The following is a 14,077-nucleotide window of genomic DNA, read 5'->3' on the forward strand; positions in this document are numbered from 1 at the left end:
GAAACCCGAGTCGGGCGCCGGAGCTCTCATCCGGTGCCGGGCGCCGCTGCGGGGCCTTCCTGCGTCTTCGCCGGGCGATGGGCCGTCTTGTTCCAGAAGAACGGATTGGAGCGCAATTCGCGCACGGCGCGCCAGGCGGCCTGCGAGATCAGCAGCCAGTAGACGGGCGTCAGCGCCCAGCGCGATCCGACCGTCCGCCGCTCCTCCCGCGTCATGCCGATGCGCCCGAGCGCGATGAAGACCGCGTAGCTTCCGGCAATGTTGAGGGCATCGAGCGTGAACAGGGTGAGATCGAGCAGCCCGACGGTCGCGTTCTCCAGCGCGACGAGGCGCCAGACGATGACGCCGAGATAGGCGAGAATGAGCGGATGGGCGAGCGAGGAGAGGATGAGCCCGCCGACCAGCACCTGGAAGACCAGGCTCGGCCCGAGCCCCATTTCCCTGACGAGTTGCGAGGGCCGGCGCATCAGCACCAGCCAGGTCTGCAGCCATCCCTTGAACCAACGCGTGCGCTGGCCGAGCCAGGCGCGGATTTCGGTCGGCGCCTCCTCGTAGGTCGGCCGGCTGATCACCCCGCAGCGGTAGCCGAGCCGGTAGAGCCTGAGGCCGAGGTCGGCATCCTCGGTGACGTTGAACGGATCCCACCCGCCCACGTCCTGCAGCACGCGCGTGCGGAAATGGTTGGACGTGCCGCCGAGCGGCATCGGCATGCGGGCGGCGGCCAGCCGCGGCAGCAGCACCCGGAAGAGGCCGGCATATTCGACCGCGAAGAGCGCGCTGATCCAGCTTTCCCGCGCATTGGTGATGATGAGCGGAGCCTGGAGGCAGGCGATATGCGCCGGCCCGGCCGCAAAGGTCCGCCACGCTTCCTCGAGCTGCATCGGGTCGATCCGGTCTTCCGCATCGTAGATCACCAGGAATTCGCCCCGTGCCGCGCCGAGCGCATAGGTCAGGGCCCTCGGCTTGGTGCGCGGCCGGCCGGGCGGCACCGTGACGATCTCGAATTGCGGGCCGAGGGCGGCTGCGGCCAATGCGTCGAGCGTCTCCCGGTCGTCGGCCTCGCAGATCAGCTTGATGTCGAGGCAGGCCGCCGGCCATTGCAGCCGGTTCAGCGTAGCGACGAGCTGCGGCACGACCGCCGCCTCCCGGTAGAGAGCGACGAAGACGGAATAGACCGGCCGCCGGCCGAGGAGGGGCGCGGGCCGCGTGCGGAATTTCTCCCGCCATTTGGCCAGCAACGCCATCACGCGGATGATGACGGTGGCGAAGAAGAACAGCCCGAGCACGATGTGAAGCAGCAGCAGCACGGCGATCGGCTGTATGGCCAGCAGCATGACGAGAAGCGTGAGGGCCATGCCGATATAGAAACCCTGCCGCCCCCACAGGGTGATGCGGGCGCTGGCTTCGGGCGTGGCGCTGAACAGCCGGTCGACGGTCTCGCGAAGCCGGCGCCCGCTGCCCGCCTGCCAGACCGCCGCACGCACGGCGACGGGCGTGGTCGAGACCATCATTGTGCGCAGCGACGGAGAGAAGCGCAGCCGTTCCTGCAGATAGTCCAGCCGGGCCGCGCTGGGGACGATGGCCGTGATCGGTGCGCGGGTACGCTGGCGCAGCCGGACGACGGTCGGCTCTACGAGTTGGCTGTCGGCGCCAGGAAGATCCTCCACCTCGTTCGGATCCAGCTTGCGCAGGAAGGGCAAGCCGAGAATTTCCGCAAGCGCTTCGTAGTAGATGTCCGGCGCAACCATGCCGCTTGCGATGAGTTCCGCTTCCAGCGTCGTGCCGTGCTGGCCGGCGCGCACCAGCATTGTGGAGATGAGCGTTTTCGAGAGGCCGAGCCGGCGGAAGAGCTGGGCTTCCGCCATGAGAGGCGCCGGCACATGCCGGTCTTCCGAGGGCGGCGCCTGCCGCGCCGGCGCAATGCCGATTGCGGTGGCGAAAGCGATGTCGTCGGGATATTCTGCCAGTCGCATGCAGCCCATCGCCGCCGTGTAAACGGCTGCGCCCCATTTAAACCCCAAGTTGATTGTAATGTGGAAGAACAGAATTTCATCCCTTAAATCCCATGGGATTTTTGCGCTTTGCCTGCTGATGGCGACGGTAAATCCGCTATCCGCCGCCGCGCAGGAGCGGGCGCCGGTCGATCTGCCGATCCTCTTCGATACCCGAGAGCGCATCGCCCGGCCGGACCTTTCCGGCATCGTGCGGCTGCGCTTCCTGACGACCGTGGATTTCCCGCCGTTCAATTTCATCGACCAGACCGGCAAGCTTGCCGGCTTCCACGTCGATCTCGTGCGCGAGATCTGCCGGGAACTGGCCTTGACGGAAAAGTGCCAGATCCAGGCCGTGACCTTCCCGGAGCTGGAAAAGGCGCTGGTCGACGGCAATGGCGAGGCGATCGCCGCTGGCGTCGCCGTCACGGCGGAGTTGCGCATGCGTTTTGCCTTCTCGCGCCCCTTCATGCGGCTGCCGGCGCGCTTTGCCGTCACGAAGAAGGCGGCGCCGGCCGGCGAGACGGCGGCGGCGCTCGATGGCAAGCGGGTGGGTGTCGTGGCGGCAAGCGCACACGAGGCTATGCTGAAGGCCTTTTTCCCGCGGGTGACAGCCGAGGCTCTCCCGGATCGGGCGGCCCTGCTCGCGGCACTGAAGGATGGCAAGGTGGATGCCGCTTTCGGCGACGGCATGCAGCTCGCCTTCTGGACGAACGGCACGGAATCGGCCGGCTGCTGCCGCCTGTTCGACGGCCCCTACGTTTCCGAGCGGTTCCTCGGCGAGGGATTGACGATCATGGTGCGCAAGCAGGACGAGGCCATTGCCGGCGCCATCGACCACGCGCTTCTGGCGCTTTCGCGCAGCGGCCGCCTGCAGGAAATCTACCTGCGCTACTTCCCCGTCAATCTGTACGGCGGCTGATATAGGTAAGTGGTTACTTACTGGCTCGCCCAGATGATGCGGGCGATCCAGTCGATTTCGTCGATATCGAAGTTGCGGTTCGGGTGTTCGGGGTTGAGCGAGACGAGCTCGATCGTACGCGGGCTCTGGCGGTGCAGCACCTTGGCCATGACCTCGCCTTCCCGCGTCTTGACGACGACCCTGTCGCCGCGGCGCACCTGTGCGCCGGGTTCCACGATCAGCACATCGCCGTCGCGGTAGAGCGGCAGCATGCTGTCGCCCTGCACTTCCAGCGCATAGACGCCGGCCTTGCGGTCCGGCGAGGCGGGGAATTCGACCACGTCCCAGCCCTGGCCCGCCGGAAAGCCGCCATCATCGAAGAAGCCCCCGGCGCCGGCCTGGGCGAAGCCGAGCAGGGGAATGGTGCCGGCCTGCGGTGGAAAGGCGCCCTGCGGCAGCGCGGCATCGCGCGCCGGGTCGGCCAGCGTGAAGAATTCGTCGATGGAGGCGCCCGTCGCGTCGAGCACCTTGGCGATCGATTCCGTCGAGGGCCAGCGCTGGCGGCCGTCGGCAGCCTGCCGTTTCGACTTGTTGAAGGACGTGGGATCGAGCCCGGCGCGGCGGGCAAGGCCGGACGGCGAGAGGCGGTAGCGCTCGGCGAGGGCGTCGATCGCCGCCCAGATCCGGTCGTGGGAAAACATGCTGCGAAACCCTGCCAAGGCGGCGGACGGCTCTTGCCGGTCCGATTGACCGGAAGCATATCGAAGGACGATTTCCGAGTAAAGAAAAAAGGATTATATTCCTGTATCGTTCCGGCCGGCATTCTCCCGCGCTCGCCGGCGCGCCACGACGCTTTCGCGCCAGATGGTGAAGATGCCGGCGCCGACGACGATCGCCGAGCCGACGATGGTGTTGAGGTTCAGCGTCTCGCCGAAGACGCTGACGCCGATGATCGCCGCCAGCACGACCTGGAGATAGGTCAGCGGCTGCACCGCCGCCGCGTCGAGCAGGTCATAGGCGCGGATCAGGAAATAGTGGCTCGACATGCCGGTAATGCAGAGCAGGCCCATCCAGAGCCAGTCGCCGGGGGTGAGATTGGTCCAGAAGAACGGGCCGACGAGCGAGATCGCCGCCGCCCCGGCGACGCCGATATAGAAGAAGCTGGTCGAGGCCGGATCGTCACGGCTGACGAGGCGCGTCACGATGACGTAGATCGCGAACATCAGTGCGCCGGCGAGCGGCAGGAGGACGCTCGCGTCGAAGGAACTGCCGGCCGGGTTGAGGACGATCAGCACGCCGCAGAGGCCGACGCCGATCGCCGTCCATCGCCGCCAGCCGACCCGCTCGCCGAGAAGTGGCATGGAGAGAAGCGCCACGAAGATCGGCCCGGAGGACAGGATCGCCTGGGAATGGGCAAGGCCCACCGTGCTGAACGCGGTGATGACGACGACGATCTGGAACGCGAGCAGCACGCCGCGCAGGATCTGGAGGAACGGCCGCTTCGCCGCCGCCGCCGCCCTCAGGCCGCCCGGGCTGCGCGCGCCCAGCACCATCGCGAAGGCGCCGAACGCCCAGAAGCGCAGCATGGCGATGAAGACAGGCGGATAGGCGCTGCCGAGATGTTTCGAAATGGCGTCCTGCAGGCTAAAGATCACGATCGCGAGCAGGGTGAAGGCGTAGCCGAGTCGTTTGGAATCCATGGTCCGCGCATATACCCGTCCCGCCCTGCTTGCACGCCCAAACTTGCCCGCGGGCGGACATTTCGCGGCGGATGGGCACGCGCAGGAAAAATTTCCTTCACACCGTGATTTTCAGCCACTTTCGCGAAAACGCGGGGCGCGCTATCAAGGCAGGGCGCGGCCCTGTTCCGCGCGTCGAGGTTCCTTCCGTGCACAAGACCGTCACTTCCGGCATTCTGCTGACGTCCTTCGCCTATTTCCTGTTTTCGTTGCAGGATGCGTCGGTCAAATGGCTCGTTGTGGCCCTGCCGGTCTGGCAGATCCTCTTCGTGCGCAGCGTGACGATCTTTTCGCTCTGTCTCGTCGTCGGCGGGCGTCCGCTCCTGCGGGCCTCGCACCGGTCGCCGGTGCTGAAGCCGCTCTTCCTGCGCAACCTTTTGCTGCTTGCCGCCTGGCTCAGCTACTACAACGCCGCGCGTGATCTCGGCCTCGCGGAGCTGACGACGCTCTACTATGCCTCGCCGGTCGTCATGACGATCCTTTCCGTGCCGATCCTCGGCGAGCAGGTGCCGGGCTACCGGTGGCTTGCCGTCGTCGTCGGCTTCATCGGCGTGGTCGTCGCCTGCGGCATCGCGGCGAAAGGGCTCACGCTGTCGCTGCCCGTCTATCTCGCCCTGCAGGCCGCCGTCTTCTGGGCCATCGCGACGGTCCTCCTGCGCAAGACGGCGCTGCATGAGCGCACGCAGGTGCAGATGACCATTTCCAGCGGATTCTTCGTGTTCTTCACGGCGCTCGCCATGCCCTTCGTCTGGCAGCCGATCTCGCTCGTCGATCTCGCGCTGATGGCGGGAACGGGTGTGATAGCGGGCATCGGTCAGTTCGCGATGTTCGAGGGCATGCGCCGCGCGCCCGTATCGGTCCTCGCCCCGTTCGAATATACCTCGCTCGTCTGGGCCTTCGCGCTCGGCTATCTCATCTGGAGCGACGTGCCCGGTTCGAATGTCTTCGTCGGCGCTGCGCTGATCTTTTCCGCCGGCATGATCATCATCGCCCGCGAGCGGTTCGACCGGCGCCTGCGCGTGCGGACATGAGGGTTAAGTTGCGAAGCAACCAAAAGAATCCCCGTTTTTTGACGTTCGTCAGTTGCGTGCTGGTTCCATGACGATATTGTCGCCGTCCGTAAGGCAGCTTTAACCGGGGGGCTGAATGCCGATATCGAACGCCGCATTCGTGCGCTCGACCGTTATGCTATTGATCGGCGGAATGATCGCGCTGCTCGGCATCGTCGGCACGTCGCTCTGGCTCGTCCACAAGGTCGAGGGTTATTTCACCGGCTATATCGAAGTGCGGGAAGTCCGCAGTGCGGCATCCGACCTCCTGTCCACGCTGAAGGACCTGGAAACGGGCCAGCGCGGTTTCGTCATCACCGGCGACGAGGCGTTCCGCGCGCCTTATGACGCGGCGCTTGCGGCCGTGGCCGAAAAACAGCAGCTCCTCAGCGAGAAGGCCGCGCGCTTCCCGAACTACGCAGCCCGCATGCCCGAGATCGAGCGGCTGGTGAAGGACAAGCTGCAGGAGCTCGCCGAAACGGTCGAAGCCGTCGAGGAGGGCCGGCAGGCCGAGGCGGTGGCACAGGTCAAGACCGACCGTGGCCGCGTGATCATGGACCAGTTGCGCACCCAGCTCGGCGACATCATGGGCAATGCCGACAATCGCCTGCAGGAGGGCGTTACCGATACGGTATGGTCCGCTGGCGCCCTGCAATGGACGACGGTGATCGGTGCGATTGCCATCATCGGCGTGCTCGGTGGCGCGGCCATGGTCGTCGCGCAATATACCCGCGACATCCTCGCCGCGCGCCGCGAGGTCGAGACGCTGAACGCCACACTGGAGAAGCGCGTGGACGAGCGGACGGAAGAGCTGATCCGCGCCAATCAGGAGGTCCAGCGTTTCGCCTATATCGTGACGCACGATCTGCGCGCCCCGCTCGTCAACATCATGGGCTTCACCAGCGAGCTGCAAGCCTCGCTCGCCGCCATCCAGGCCTATGTGCTGGCCGACGGCAAGGCGCCCAGCCCCGACGACATCCTGGAAGCCCGCCGAGCCGCGTCCGAGGACCTGCCGGAAGCGATCGGCTTCATCCGCTCTTCGACGAAGAAGATGGACGGCCTCATCAACGCGATCCTGAAGATCTCGCGCGACGGGCGGCGGGAACTCAAGATCGAGCGCGTGGACATCAAGGCGCTGGTCGAGGCCGGCGCGGCCGCGGTCGGCCACCAGGTCGCCGAATCGGATGGCGTGATCACCATCGGCGACACCCTGCCGACCGTCATTTCCGACCGGCTGTCGCTGGAGCAGGTGTTCGGCAACCTCTTCGACAATGCGATCAAGTACCAGGCGCCCGACCGGCCGCTGCGGGTTTCCGTCACCGCCCGCAACAGCGGCCGGGCCGGCTTCGTCATCGAATTCACCGACAACGGCCGCGGTATCGCGCCGGAAGACCATGAACGGGTCTTCGAACTCTTCCGCCGCTCGGGAACGCAGGACAAGCCCGGCGAAGGCATCGGTCTGGCGCATGTGCGTTCACTGATGCGCAATCTCGGCGGTGATATCGTCGTCAGATCCGAATTCGGGCAGGGGACGACCTTCGTGCTTCGTCTGCCGCCCGACCTCAGCAAGGTAGTAAGGAGTATGCAGGCATGAACGGACTGGGCAAGGAAGTCACCATCGTCATGATCGAGGACGACGAGGGCCATGCGCGCCTCATCGAGAAGAACATCCGCCGCGCCGGCGTGCACAACGAGGTCGTGCCCTTCACCAACGGCACCGACGCGCTCGATTTCGTGCTCGGCAAGGATCGTTCGGGCCTGGCGAGCGCCGGCCGGTTCCTGCTGATCCTGCTCGATCTCAACCTGCCGGACATGTCGGGCATCGACATCCTGCAGAAGATCAAGTCCAACTCCCACACCAAGCGCCTGCCGGTCGTCATCCTCACGACGACGGACGACGAGCGGGAAATCCAGCGCTGCTACGATCTCGGCGCCAACGTCTACATCACCAAGCCTGTCGAATATGAAAGCTTCGCCCATGCGATCCGCCAGCTTGGCCTGTTCTTTTCCGTGATCCAGATTCCCGAGACGCAATAAAATGAAGGAAGGCCCTGTCCGTATCCTCTATATCGACGACGATCCGATCCTCGCGCGGCTCGCCCAGCGCGCGCTCGGCCGTCTCGGCTACGAGGTGCTGCATGCCGAGGACGTGGAGCAGGGCCGCGAGCGCATCGCCGAGGGCGGCTTCGATGCCGTCGTGCTCGATCATTTCCTGCAGTCGGGAACGGGGCTTTCCCTGCTCAGGGAACTCGTCGATGCGCCCGGCGCCGTGCCGGTGGTCTATGTGACGGGCTCGAACGACGCGCAGGTCGCCGTCGAGGCGCTGAAGGCGGGGGCGGCCGACTATGTCATCAAGTCGGTCGGTGACGATTTCATGCCGCTGCTTGCCAATGCCCTTGGCCAGGCGCTGGAAAATGCCGCGCTGAAGAGGGCCAAGCTCAGGGCGGAGCTCGAAATCCGGCTCGCCAAGGAGCGTGCGGAAATCCTGCTGGCCGAGGTGAACCACCGCGTCGGCAATTCGCTGGCGCTCGCCGCCGCGCTCATCCGCCTGCAGATGTCGAGCGCCACCGACGACGCGGTCAAGGAGGCCCTGTCCGAAACGCAGGCGCGCATCACCGCCATCGCCGGCATCCACCGCCGGCTCTACACCTCGGAAGACGTGCGCCATGTCGACATGGGCGCCTATCTCTCCACGCTCCTGTCCGAACTCGACACCTCGATGAAGGGGCACGGCCGCAACGTGCGCCTCAACCGCACGCTGGAGCCGCTGCATGTGCCGACCGACCGGGCCGTCTCGCTCGGCGTCATCGTGACGGAACTCGTCACCAACGCCTTCAAATACGCCTATGGCGAGGCGGGCGGCGAGGTGCGCGTCAGCTTCACCCGGCTCGACGCGGACAATGCCCTTCTCTTCGTCGAGGACGATGGCATCGGCTGGCGGGGCGAAGGCCCCGTGCGCGGCACCGGCCTGGGCTCGAAGATCATCGGCGCCATGGCCTCAAGCCTCGGCACGAAGCTCGACTATGCCGCCCGTGCCATCGGCACGCGCGCGGAGCTGCTGGTGCGCATGGCGGAGGCCTCGCGGCCGGCGTGACATTTCCTTCGGAACGGCAAAGGACCCGGATGCAGGGACATCCGGGTCTTCGGGGAGGTCAGTCGGGGTGGCTTACTTGCAGACCTTGATCTTCTTGATCACGACATTGCCGTAGTAGTCGTAGGACTTCACCTTCTTGATGAAGCAGTGCGGCTTGTAGCCGTAGCTGTAGTAGCCGGCCTGCGAGGGGGCGGCGAAGGAAATGGCGGCGACGGCGGCGATGGCGGCGGAAATGATGAACTTGCGCATGGGTCTCTCCTGATCACTTGGTGGGGACGAGCCTCTCTCGTCCGGTGATCAGAAAGTCTCACATTGCCCCGTCCACCGCTGTTCCCGGGGAAACAGGGGCCGGCGTTGACGATCGGCGCGGGTGACCTAGCTAGAGGCTTTCACATTATGGGAGCCTCAGACATGGAAACGCAGGAACTCCATCGCGGCCGTCTCATCGACCATATCCAGCTCGTCGTGCGCGATCTTTCGGCAAGCCGCCGGTTCTACGAGGCGATCTTCGACGCGCTGAAGATCCCCATCGGCGGCACCGGGGAGAATTATTTCTGGGTGGACGAATTGTTCGTCTCGAGCATCGACAGCGAGGCGGCCCTGGGCAAGCTGACCGGGCGGCATCACCTCGCCTTCCAGGCGGCCGACCATGGCATGGTCGAGGCGTTTCACGCGGCGGGACTTGCCGCCGGCGGCAAGGACAATGGCGGGCCGGGCGAACGACCCTATCATCCCGGCTATTTCGCGGCCTTCCTGCTCGATCCCGACGGCAACAATATCGAGGCGGTCCATCACGGTGCGGCTGAGCGCAGCGCGCCGTCGGTGAAGATCACCTTCTAGAGTTTGTCAGGGAAAAGTGGGAACCGGTTTTCCCGAAAAGACAAACGAAAACAAAAGAATTTAGAGCGTGTCTGGTTCAATCTGAACCTGATACGCTCTAGGCGTCGTCCAGCGGAACGATTCTCAGCGGATCGCCGCCATCGATGAAAAGCAGGCCGCCGGGCACGAGCGCGCCGGCGATGCAGGCGCGCGCCTTGCGCCCGGCCTCGGGGTGGCGGCCATCGAGCGCGCCGACGCGGATGGCGACGGCAAGGTCATAAGGTGCCTCGCCGGGCTCGAGCGTGAAATCCTCGGCTGCGGTGCAGCGGAAGGCGAGGCGGCCGGCGGCGATTTCGGCGGCGGATCCGGCAATGGCCTGCCGGATCGCGGTGTCGGACCGGTCGATGGCCAGCACATGGCCGTCACCGATGCGGCGGGCGATCTCGCGGGCCATGGCGCCTGGGCCGCAGCCGATTTCGAGGATGCGCTGCCCCGGCTTGAGGGGCAGCGCCTCGACGATCTCGAGCAGCCGGGGCGAGAGGTCGCGCGCCATGGCGACAGGAAGGCGGCTCAGGCCGCCTTCTTCGCCTCCGGCGCGAAGCGGCCGTAGAAGGTCTCGCCCTTGGCGGCCATGTCCTTCAAGAGCGGCGTCGGCTGGAAGTGGCTGCCATATTTGGCGGCGAGCTTTTCGCAGAGCGCGACGAAATTCTTCACGCCCATGCCGTCGATGTAGGACAGCGTGCCGCCGGTATAGGGCGCGAAACCGAAGCCGAGGATGGAGCCGACATCGGCCTCGCGCGGATCGGTGACGATGCCTTCTTCCATGGTGCGGGCCGCTTCCAGCGCGATGGTGACGAGCAGGCGCTCCTTGATCACCTTGATGTCGACATCGTCGGGCTTCTGCTGCGGATAGAGGTCCTTCAGGCCCGGCCACAGCTTCTTCTTGGCCGGCTTCGGCGGGTAGTCGTAGAAGCCCTTGCCAGCCTTGCGGCCGAGGCGGCCTTCGCCTTCCACCAGCTTCGTGACCAGTTCCATGTGGCGCGGGTCGACGGACTGGGGCCCTAGATCCGCGATGGAGGCCTTGAAGATCTTGTAGGAAAGATCGACGGCGACCTCGTCGTTGAGCGAGAGCGGCCCGACCGGCATGCCGGCCATCTTGGCGGCATTCTCGATCATCGCCGCCGGCACGCCTTCGATCAGCATGTCATAGGCTTCGGCCATGTAGCGGAAGACGCAGCGGTTGACGTAGAAGCCGCGCGTGTCGTTGACGACGATCGGCGTCTTCTTGATGGCCGCGACATAGTCGAGCGCGGTGGCGAGCGCCTTGTCGCCCGTTTCCTTGCCGAGGATGACTTCCACCAGCATCATCTTGTCGACCGGCGAGAAGAAGTGGATGCCGATGAACTGGTTCGGGCGCTTGGAGTTCTTCGCAAGGCCGGTGATCGGGAGGGTCGAGGTGTTGGAGGCGAAGATCGCGTCCTCGCGCAGCACGGCCTCGATCTTCTCCGTGACTTCCTTCTTGACGTTGCGGTCCTCGAAGACGGCCTCGATGACGAGGTCGGCATCGGCGAGCGCGGCGTAGTCGGGCGTCGGGGTGATGAGGGAAAGCAGCTTTTCGCCGTCCTCCTTTGCCATGCGGCCCTTGCCGATGGCGCCGGTGACGAGACCCTCGGAGTGCGCCTTGCCCTTGTCGGCAGCCTCCTGGTCGCGGTCGATGAGGACGACCGGAATGCCGGCGGCGGCGGTGACATAGGCGATGGAGGCGCCCATGAAGCCGGCGCCGACGACGGCGACCTTCCTGATCTTCGACTTCGGCACGCCGGCCGGGCGGCGCGCACCCTTGCCGAGTTCCTGCATGGAGATGAACAGCGACCGGATCATCGAGAAGGCTTCGGTCGTCTGGAGGATGTGCGTGAAGTAGCGCTGCTCGATCTTCAGGCCCGTCTCGAAGGGCACCTGCAGGCCTTCATAGACGCATTTGAGGATGGCGAGCGCGCCCGGATAGTTGCCGGCGGTCTCGCGGCGCAGGATCGCCGGTGCGGCGGGCCATAGCTGGGCGGAGGCGGGCGTCCAGATGCCGCCGCCGGGGGCCTTGAAGCCCTTCTCGTCCCACGGCTGGACGGGCTTGAGGCCGTCCTTGATCATCTGCTTGGCGGCCGGGACCAGCTGGTCGGGCTCGACGACCTGATGGACGAGGTTCATCGCCTTGGCGCGCGCGGCCGTCAGCGAGGAGCCGGTGGTCATCATCTGGAGGGCGTCCTGCGCATTGGCAAGGCGCGGCACGCGCTGGGTGCCGCCGGCGCCGGGGAAGATGCCGACCTTGACTTCAGGCAGCGCGATCTTGACCGACTTGGCATTCGAGGCGACGCGGCCGTGGCAGGCAAGCGACATCTCGAAGGCGCCGCCCATGCAGGTGCCGTTGATGGCGGAAACCCACGGCTTGCCGCAGGTCTCCAGCTTGCGGAACAGCCAGGTCATGCGGCCGGTGGCTTCGAAGAGTTTTTGCACGGCGGTGGCCGGGTCGGTCGCCTGCGCGTCCTTCAGGAGATCGAAGCTCGCCTTGATCATGGAAAGATCGGCGCCGCCCGAGAAGGAGGACTTGCCGGAGGTGATGACAACGCCCTTGACGGCGGCGTCGGCGACGACCTGGTCGATGATCTTGTCGAGTTCGTCCATCACCTCGACGGTGAAGACATTCATCGACTTTTCAGGCATGTCCCAGGTGACCAGCGCAATGCCGTCGGCGTCGGTCTCGATGGTGAAGTTCTTGTATGCGCTCATGGTTTTCTCCCCCTCAGTAGAGAATGGGTTCGATCTGCAGCGAGACCTTGCCTCGGCCGCTATATCCCTGTTTCGTCGTGTTGGTGGCAATGAGGCGACCATCGCGCTCGAGGCGAATGGTGAAGCCCGGGTCGATCGCCTTGCGCAGCGCCGAACGCTTCACCCGCATCGAAAAGCGGATGGAATGCCGGTTGCCCTTGCTGACGACCGTGGTTTCGGCGATGCGCTCGGCGGCGACATCCATGATGCCCTGTTCCTCCAGCCGGATCATCAGCCGGCCGACAGGCACGGGGCCGCTCGCCACATTGGTGACGGTGCCCGACAGCACGATGCTGTCGCCCGCCTCGGCGGACGAGGCGACAAGGCCGGTCCCGACGAAGGCGAGGAAGCTGCGGCGTGTCGGGTTGGTCATGGTTACACCCGTTCGATGATCGTCGCCGTGCCCATGCCCGCGCCGATGCAGAGCGTGACGAGGGCGGTGTTGAGATCGCGGCGTTCCAGCTCATCGAGCACGGTGCCGAGGATCATCGCGCCGGTCGCGCCGAGCGGGTGGCCCATGGCGATGGCGCCGCCGTTGACGTTCATCTTGTCGTGCGGGATGTTGAAGGCCTGCATGTGGCGCAGCACCACGGCGGCGAAAGCCTCGTTCAACTCGAAGAGGTCGATGTCGGAGAGCGCCATGCCGGTGCGGGCGAGCAGCTTTTCCGTGACGTCAACCGGGCCGGTCAGCATCAGCGCCGGGTCGGAGCCGATATTGGCGAAGGCCTTGATGCGACCGCGCGGCTTCTTGCCGAGGATGTTACCGCCTTCCTTGGAGCCGAGCAGCACGGCGGCCGCGCCATCGACGATGCCGGAGGAATTGCCGGCATGGTGCACGTAGTTGATGCCTTCGATTTCCGGATGCGCCTGGATGGCGACGGCCTCGAAGCCGCCCATCTCGCCGGGCAGCTGGAAGGAAGGCTGGAGCTGGGCCAGCGCCTGCATGTCGGTGCCGGGACGCATATGCTCGTCACGGTCGAGGATGACAAGGCCGTTGATGTCCTTCACCGGCACGACGGAATTCTTGAAGTAGCCGTTTGCCCACGCATGGGCGGCGCGCTTCTGGCTCTCGACGGCATAGGCGTCGACGTCGTCGCGGCTAAAGCCGTACTTCGTGGCGATGAGGTCGGCCGAGACGCCCTGCGGCATGAAATAGGCCGGGAAGTTGACCGAGGGGTCCATGAACCAAGCGCCGCCCGACATGCCAAGGCCGACGCGCGACATGGATTCGACGCCGCCCGCGATGACGATGTCGTCGGCGCCCTGGGCGATCTTCGCCGCGCCGAGGTTCACGGCGTCAAGGCCAGAGGCGCAGAAGCGGGAAAGCTGCACGCCGGGGGCCTTGGTCGAATAGCCGGCCTCGAAGGCGGCGGCCTTGGGGATCACCGAGCCGGCGTCCATGACAGGATCGACGCAGCCCATGACGATGTCGTCGACCTTGGCCGTATCCAGTCCGTTGCGGTCGCGCACCGCCTCCAGCACCTTGGCGGCAAGGCGCACGGACGGCACTTCGTGCAGCGAGCCGTCCTTCTTACCGCGCCCGCGCGGGGTGCGAACGTGATCGTAGATGAAGACGTCGGTCATTGTTTTCTCTCCCTGGCGGCGCGTTTGCGCCCTAGAATTTTTGGCTCGCGGCCTGCGACTGTAGCCCCTCGCCCCGCTTG

At 65.7% G+C, this 14,077-nt stretch carries 14 protein-coding genes; 6 read left to right on the forward strand and 8 right to left on the reverse strand.

Translation table 11 applies throughout. From position 1 onward, the window contains the following. Positions 1-26 precede the first annotated feature (26 nt). On the reverse strand, positions 27-1,973 hold the full coding sequence (locus Q9316_RS01855) for a glycosyltransferase family 2 protein (protein ID WP_306033568.1): 1,947 nt from the start codon (positions 1,971-1,973) through the stop codon (positions 27-29). Positions 1,974-2,031: 58 nt separating this feature from the next. Between Q9316_RS01855 and Q9316_RS01860 the strand changes: the two genes are divergently transcribed. Further along, positions 2,032-2,913, forward strand: coding sequence for a transporter substrate-binding domain-containing protein (locus tag Q9316_RS01860; protein ID WP_306033569.1), 882 nt, complete (start codon positions 2,032-2,034; stop codon positions 2,911-2,913). Positions 2,914-2,930: 17 nt separating this feature from the next. On the opposite strand, the gene Q9316_RS01865 is transcribed toward Q9316_RS01860, so the two are convergent. Both Q9316_RS01865 and Q9316_RS01870 read right to left on the reverse strand, forming a co-directional pair. After that, on the reverse strand, positions 2,931-3,593 hold the full coding sequence (locus tag Q9316_RS01865) for a S24 family peptidase (RefSeq protein WP_306033570.1): 663 nt from the start codon (positions 3,591-3,593) through the stop codon (positions 2,931-2,933). 93 nt (positions 3,594-3,686) lie between these two features. Then, positions 3,687-4,592, reverse strand: a complete 906-nt coding sequence (locus Q9316_RS01870) for a DMT family transporter (protein ID WP_306033571.1) — start codon at positions 4,590-4,592, stop codon at positions 3,687-3,689. A 188-nt stretch (positions 4,593-4,780) separates the two neighbouring features. Between Q9316_RS01870 and Q9316_RS01875 the strand changes: the two genes are divergently transcribed. The 4 genes from Q9316_RS01875 to Q9316_RS01890 all read left to right on the forward strand — a co-directional run bounded on the left by Q9316_RS01875 (position 4,781) and on the right by Q9316_RS01890 (position 8,774). Further along, positions 4,781-5,662 (forward strand): DMT family transporter, encoded by an 882-nt coding sequence (locus Q9316_RS01875; RefSeq protein WP_306033572.1) that lies wholly within the window; start codon positions 4,781-4,783, stop codon positions 5,660-5,662. Between the two features lie 115 nt (positions 5,663-5,777). Continuing rightward, on the forward strand, positions 5,778-7,274 hold the full coding sequence (locus Q9316_RS01880) for a sensor histidine kinase (RefSeq protein WP_306033573.1): 1,497 nt from the start codon (positions 5,778-5,780) through the stop codon (positions 7,272-7,274). Further along, a complete protein-coding gene (locus Q9316_RS01885; protein ID WP_306033574.1) occupies positions 7,271-7,717 on the forward strand; it encodes a response regulator in 447 nt (148 codons plus the stop codon). Before Q9316_RS01880 ends, Q9316_RS01885 begins: the two co-directional genes overlap by 4 nt. 1 nt (position 7,718) lies before the next feature. Next, the gene (locus tag Q9316_RS01890; protein ID WP_306033575.1) at positions 7,719-8,774 is read left to right on the forward strand and encodes a sensor histidine kinase; all 1,056 of its coding nucleotides are present in this window, start codon (positions 7,719-7,721) and stop codon (positions 8,772-8,774) included. A gap of 72 nt (positions 8,775-8,846) precedes the next feature. Here Q9316_RS01890 and Q9316_RS01895 read toward each other — a convergent pair whose 3' ends face one another. Continuing rightward, positions 8,847-9,023: a hypothetical protein gene (locus Q9316_RS01895; protein ID WP_306033576.1), complete on the reverse strand. Its 177-nt coding sequence runs from the start codon at positions 9,021-9,023 to the stop codon at positions 8,847-8,849. Positions 9,024-9,185: 162 nt separating this feature from the next. On the opposite strand from Q9316_RS01895, the gene Q9316_RS01900 reads away from it, so the two are divergent. Continuing rightward, positions 9,186-9,614: a VOC family protein gene (locus Q9316_RS01900; RefSeq protein ID WP_306033577.1), complete on the forward strand. Its 429-nt coding sequence runs from the start codon at positions 9,186-9,188 to the stop codon at positions 9,612-9,614. A 97-nt stretch (positions 9,615-9,711) separates the two neighbouring features. Here Q9316_RS01900 and Q9316_RS01905 read toward each other — a convergent pair whose 3' ends face one another. Genes Q9316_RS01905 through Q9316_RS01920 form a run of 4 tightly spaced genes read right to left on the reverse strand, consistent with a single transcriptional unit; the run spans position 9,712 to position 13,997 of the window. Further along, positions 9,712-10,146: an SAM-dependent methyltransferase gene (locus Q9316_RS01905; RefSeq protein WP_306033578.1), complete on the reverse strand. Its 435-nt coding sequence runs from the start codon at positions 10,144-10,146 to the stop codon at positions 9,712-9,714. A 17-nt stretch (positions 10,147-10,163) separates the two neighbouring features. Next, positions 10,164-12,374, reverse strand: a complete 2,211-nt coding sequence (locus Q9316_RS01910; protein ID WP_306033579.1) for an FAD-dependent oxidoreductase — start codon at positions 12,372-12,374, stop codon at positions 10,164-10,166. A gap of 13 nt (positions 12,375-12,387) precedes the next feature. Further along, a complete protein-coding gene (locus Q9316_RS01915) occupies positions 12,388-12,786 on the reverse strand; it encodes a hypothetical protein (RefSeq protein WP_306033580.1) in 399 nt (132 codons plus the stop codon). A 2-nt stretch (positions 12,787-12,788) separates the two neighbouring features. Further along, positions 12,789-13,997, reverse strand: a complete 1,209-nt coding sequence (locus tag Q9316_RS01920) for an acetyl-CoA C-acetyltransferase (protein WP_306033581.1) — start codon at positions 13,995-13,997, stop codon at positions 12,789-12,791. Positions 13,998-14,077 lie beyond the last annotated feature (80 nt).

Source organism: Shinella zoogloeoides (genome assembly GCF_030733845.1).
In the GTDB taxonomy this organism is placed as follows: Bacteria; Pseudomonadota; Alphaproteobacteria; order Rhizobiales; family Rhizobiaceae; genus Shinella; species Shinella zoogloeoides_C.

Bases quoted from the DNA above. Each gene is read 5' to 3' on its own strand.
- Q9316_RS01900 (WP_306033577.1), top strand. From the start codon at position 9,186: ATGGAAACGCAGGAACTCCATCGCGGCCGTCTCATCGACCATATCCAG.
- Q9316_RS01880 (WP_306033573.1), top strand. From the start codon at position 5,778: ATGCCGATATCGAACGCCGCATTCGTGCGCTCGACCGTTATGCTATTG.
- Q9316_RS01895 (WP_306033576.1), bottom strand. From the start codon at position 9,023: ATGCGCAAGTTCATCATTTCCGCCGCCATCGCCGCCGTCGCCGCCATT.
- Q9316_RS01910 (WP_306033579.1), bottom strand. From the start codon at position 12,374: ATGAGCGCATACAAGAACTTCACCATCGAGACCGACGCCGACGGCATT.
- Q9316_RS01855 (WP_306033568.1), bottom strand. From the start codon at position 1,973: ATGCGACTGGCAGAATATCCCGACGACATCGCTTTCGCCACCGCAATC.
- Q9316_RS01915 (WP_306033580.1), bottom strand. From the start codon at position 12,786: ATGACCAACCCGACACGCCGCAGCTTCCTCGCCTTCGTCGGGACCGGC.
- Q9316_RS01920 (WP_306033581.1), bottom strand. From the start codon at position 13,997: ATGACCGACGTCTTCATCTACGATCACGTTCGCACCCCGCGCGGGCGC.
- Q9316_RS01905 (WP_306033578.1), bottom strand. From the start codon at position 10,146: ATGGCGCGCGACCTCTCGCCCCGGCTGCTCGAGATCGTCGAGGCGCTG.
- Q9316_RS01865 (WP_306033570.1), bottom strand. From the start codon at position 3,593: ATGTTTTCCCACGACCGGATCTGGGCGGCGATCGACGCCCTCGCCGAG.
- Q9316_RS01870 (WP_306033571.1), bottom strand. From the start codon at position 4,592: ATGGATTCCAAACGACTCGGCTACGCCTTCACCCTGCTCGCGATCGTG.
- Q9316_RS01890 (WP_306033575.1), top strand. From the start codon at position 7,719: ATGAAGGAAGGCCCTGTCCGTATCCTCTATATCGACGACGATCCGATC.
- Q9316_RS01860 (WP_306033569.1), top strand. From the start codon at position 2,032: ATGTGGAAGAACAGAATTTCATCCCTTAAATCCCATGGGATTTTTGCG.
- Q9316_RS01885 (WP_306033574.1), top strand. From the start codon at position 7,271: ATGAACGGACTGGGCAAGGAAGTCACCATCGTCATGATCGAGGACGAC.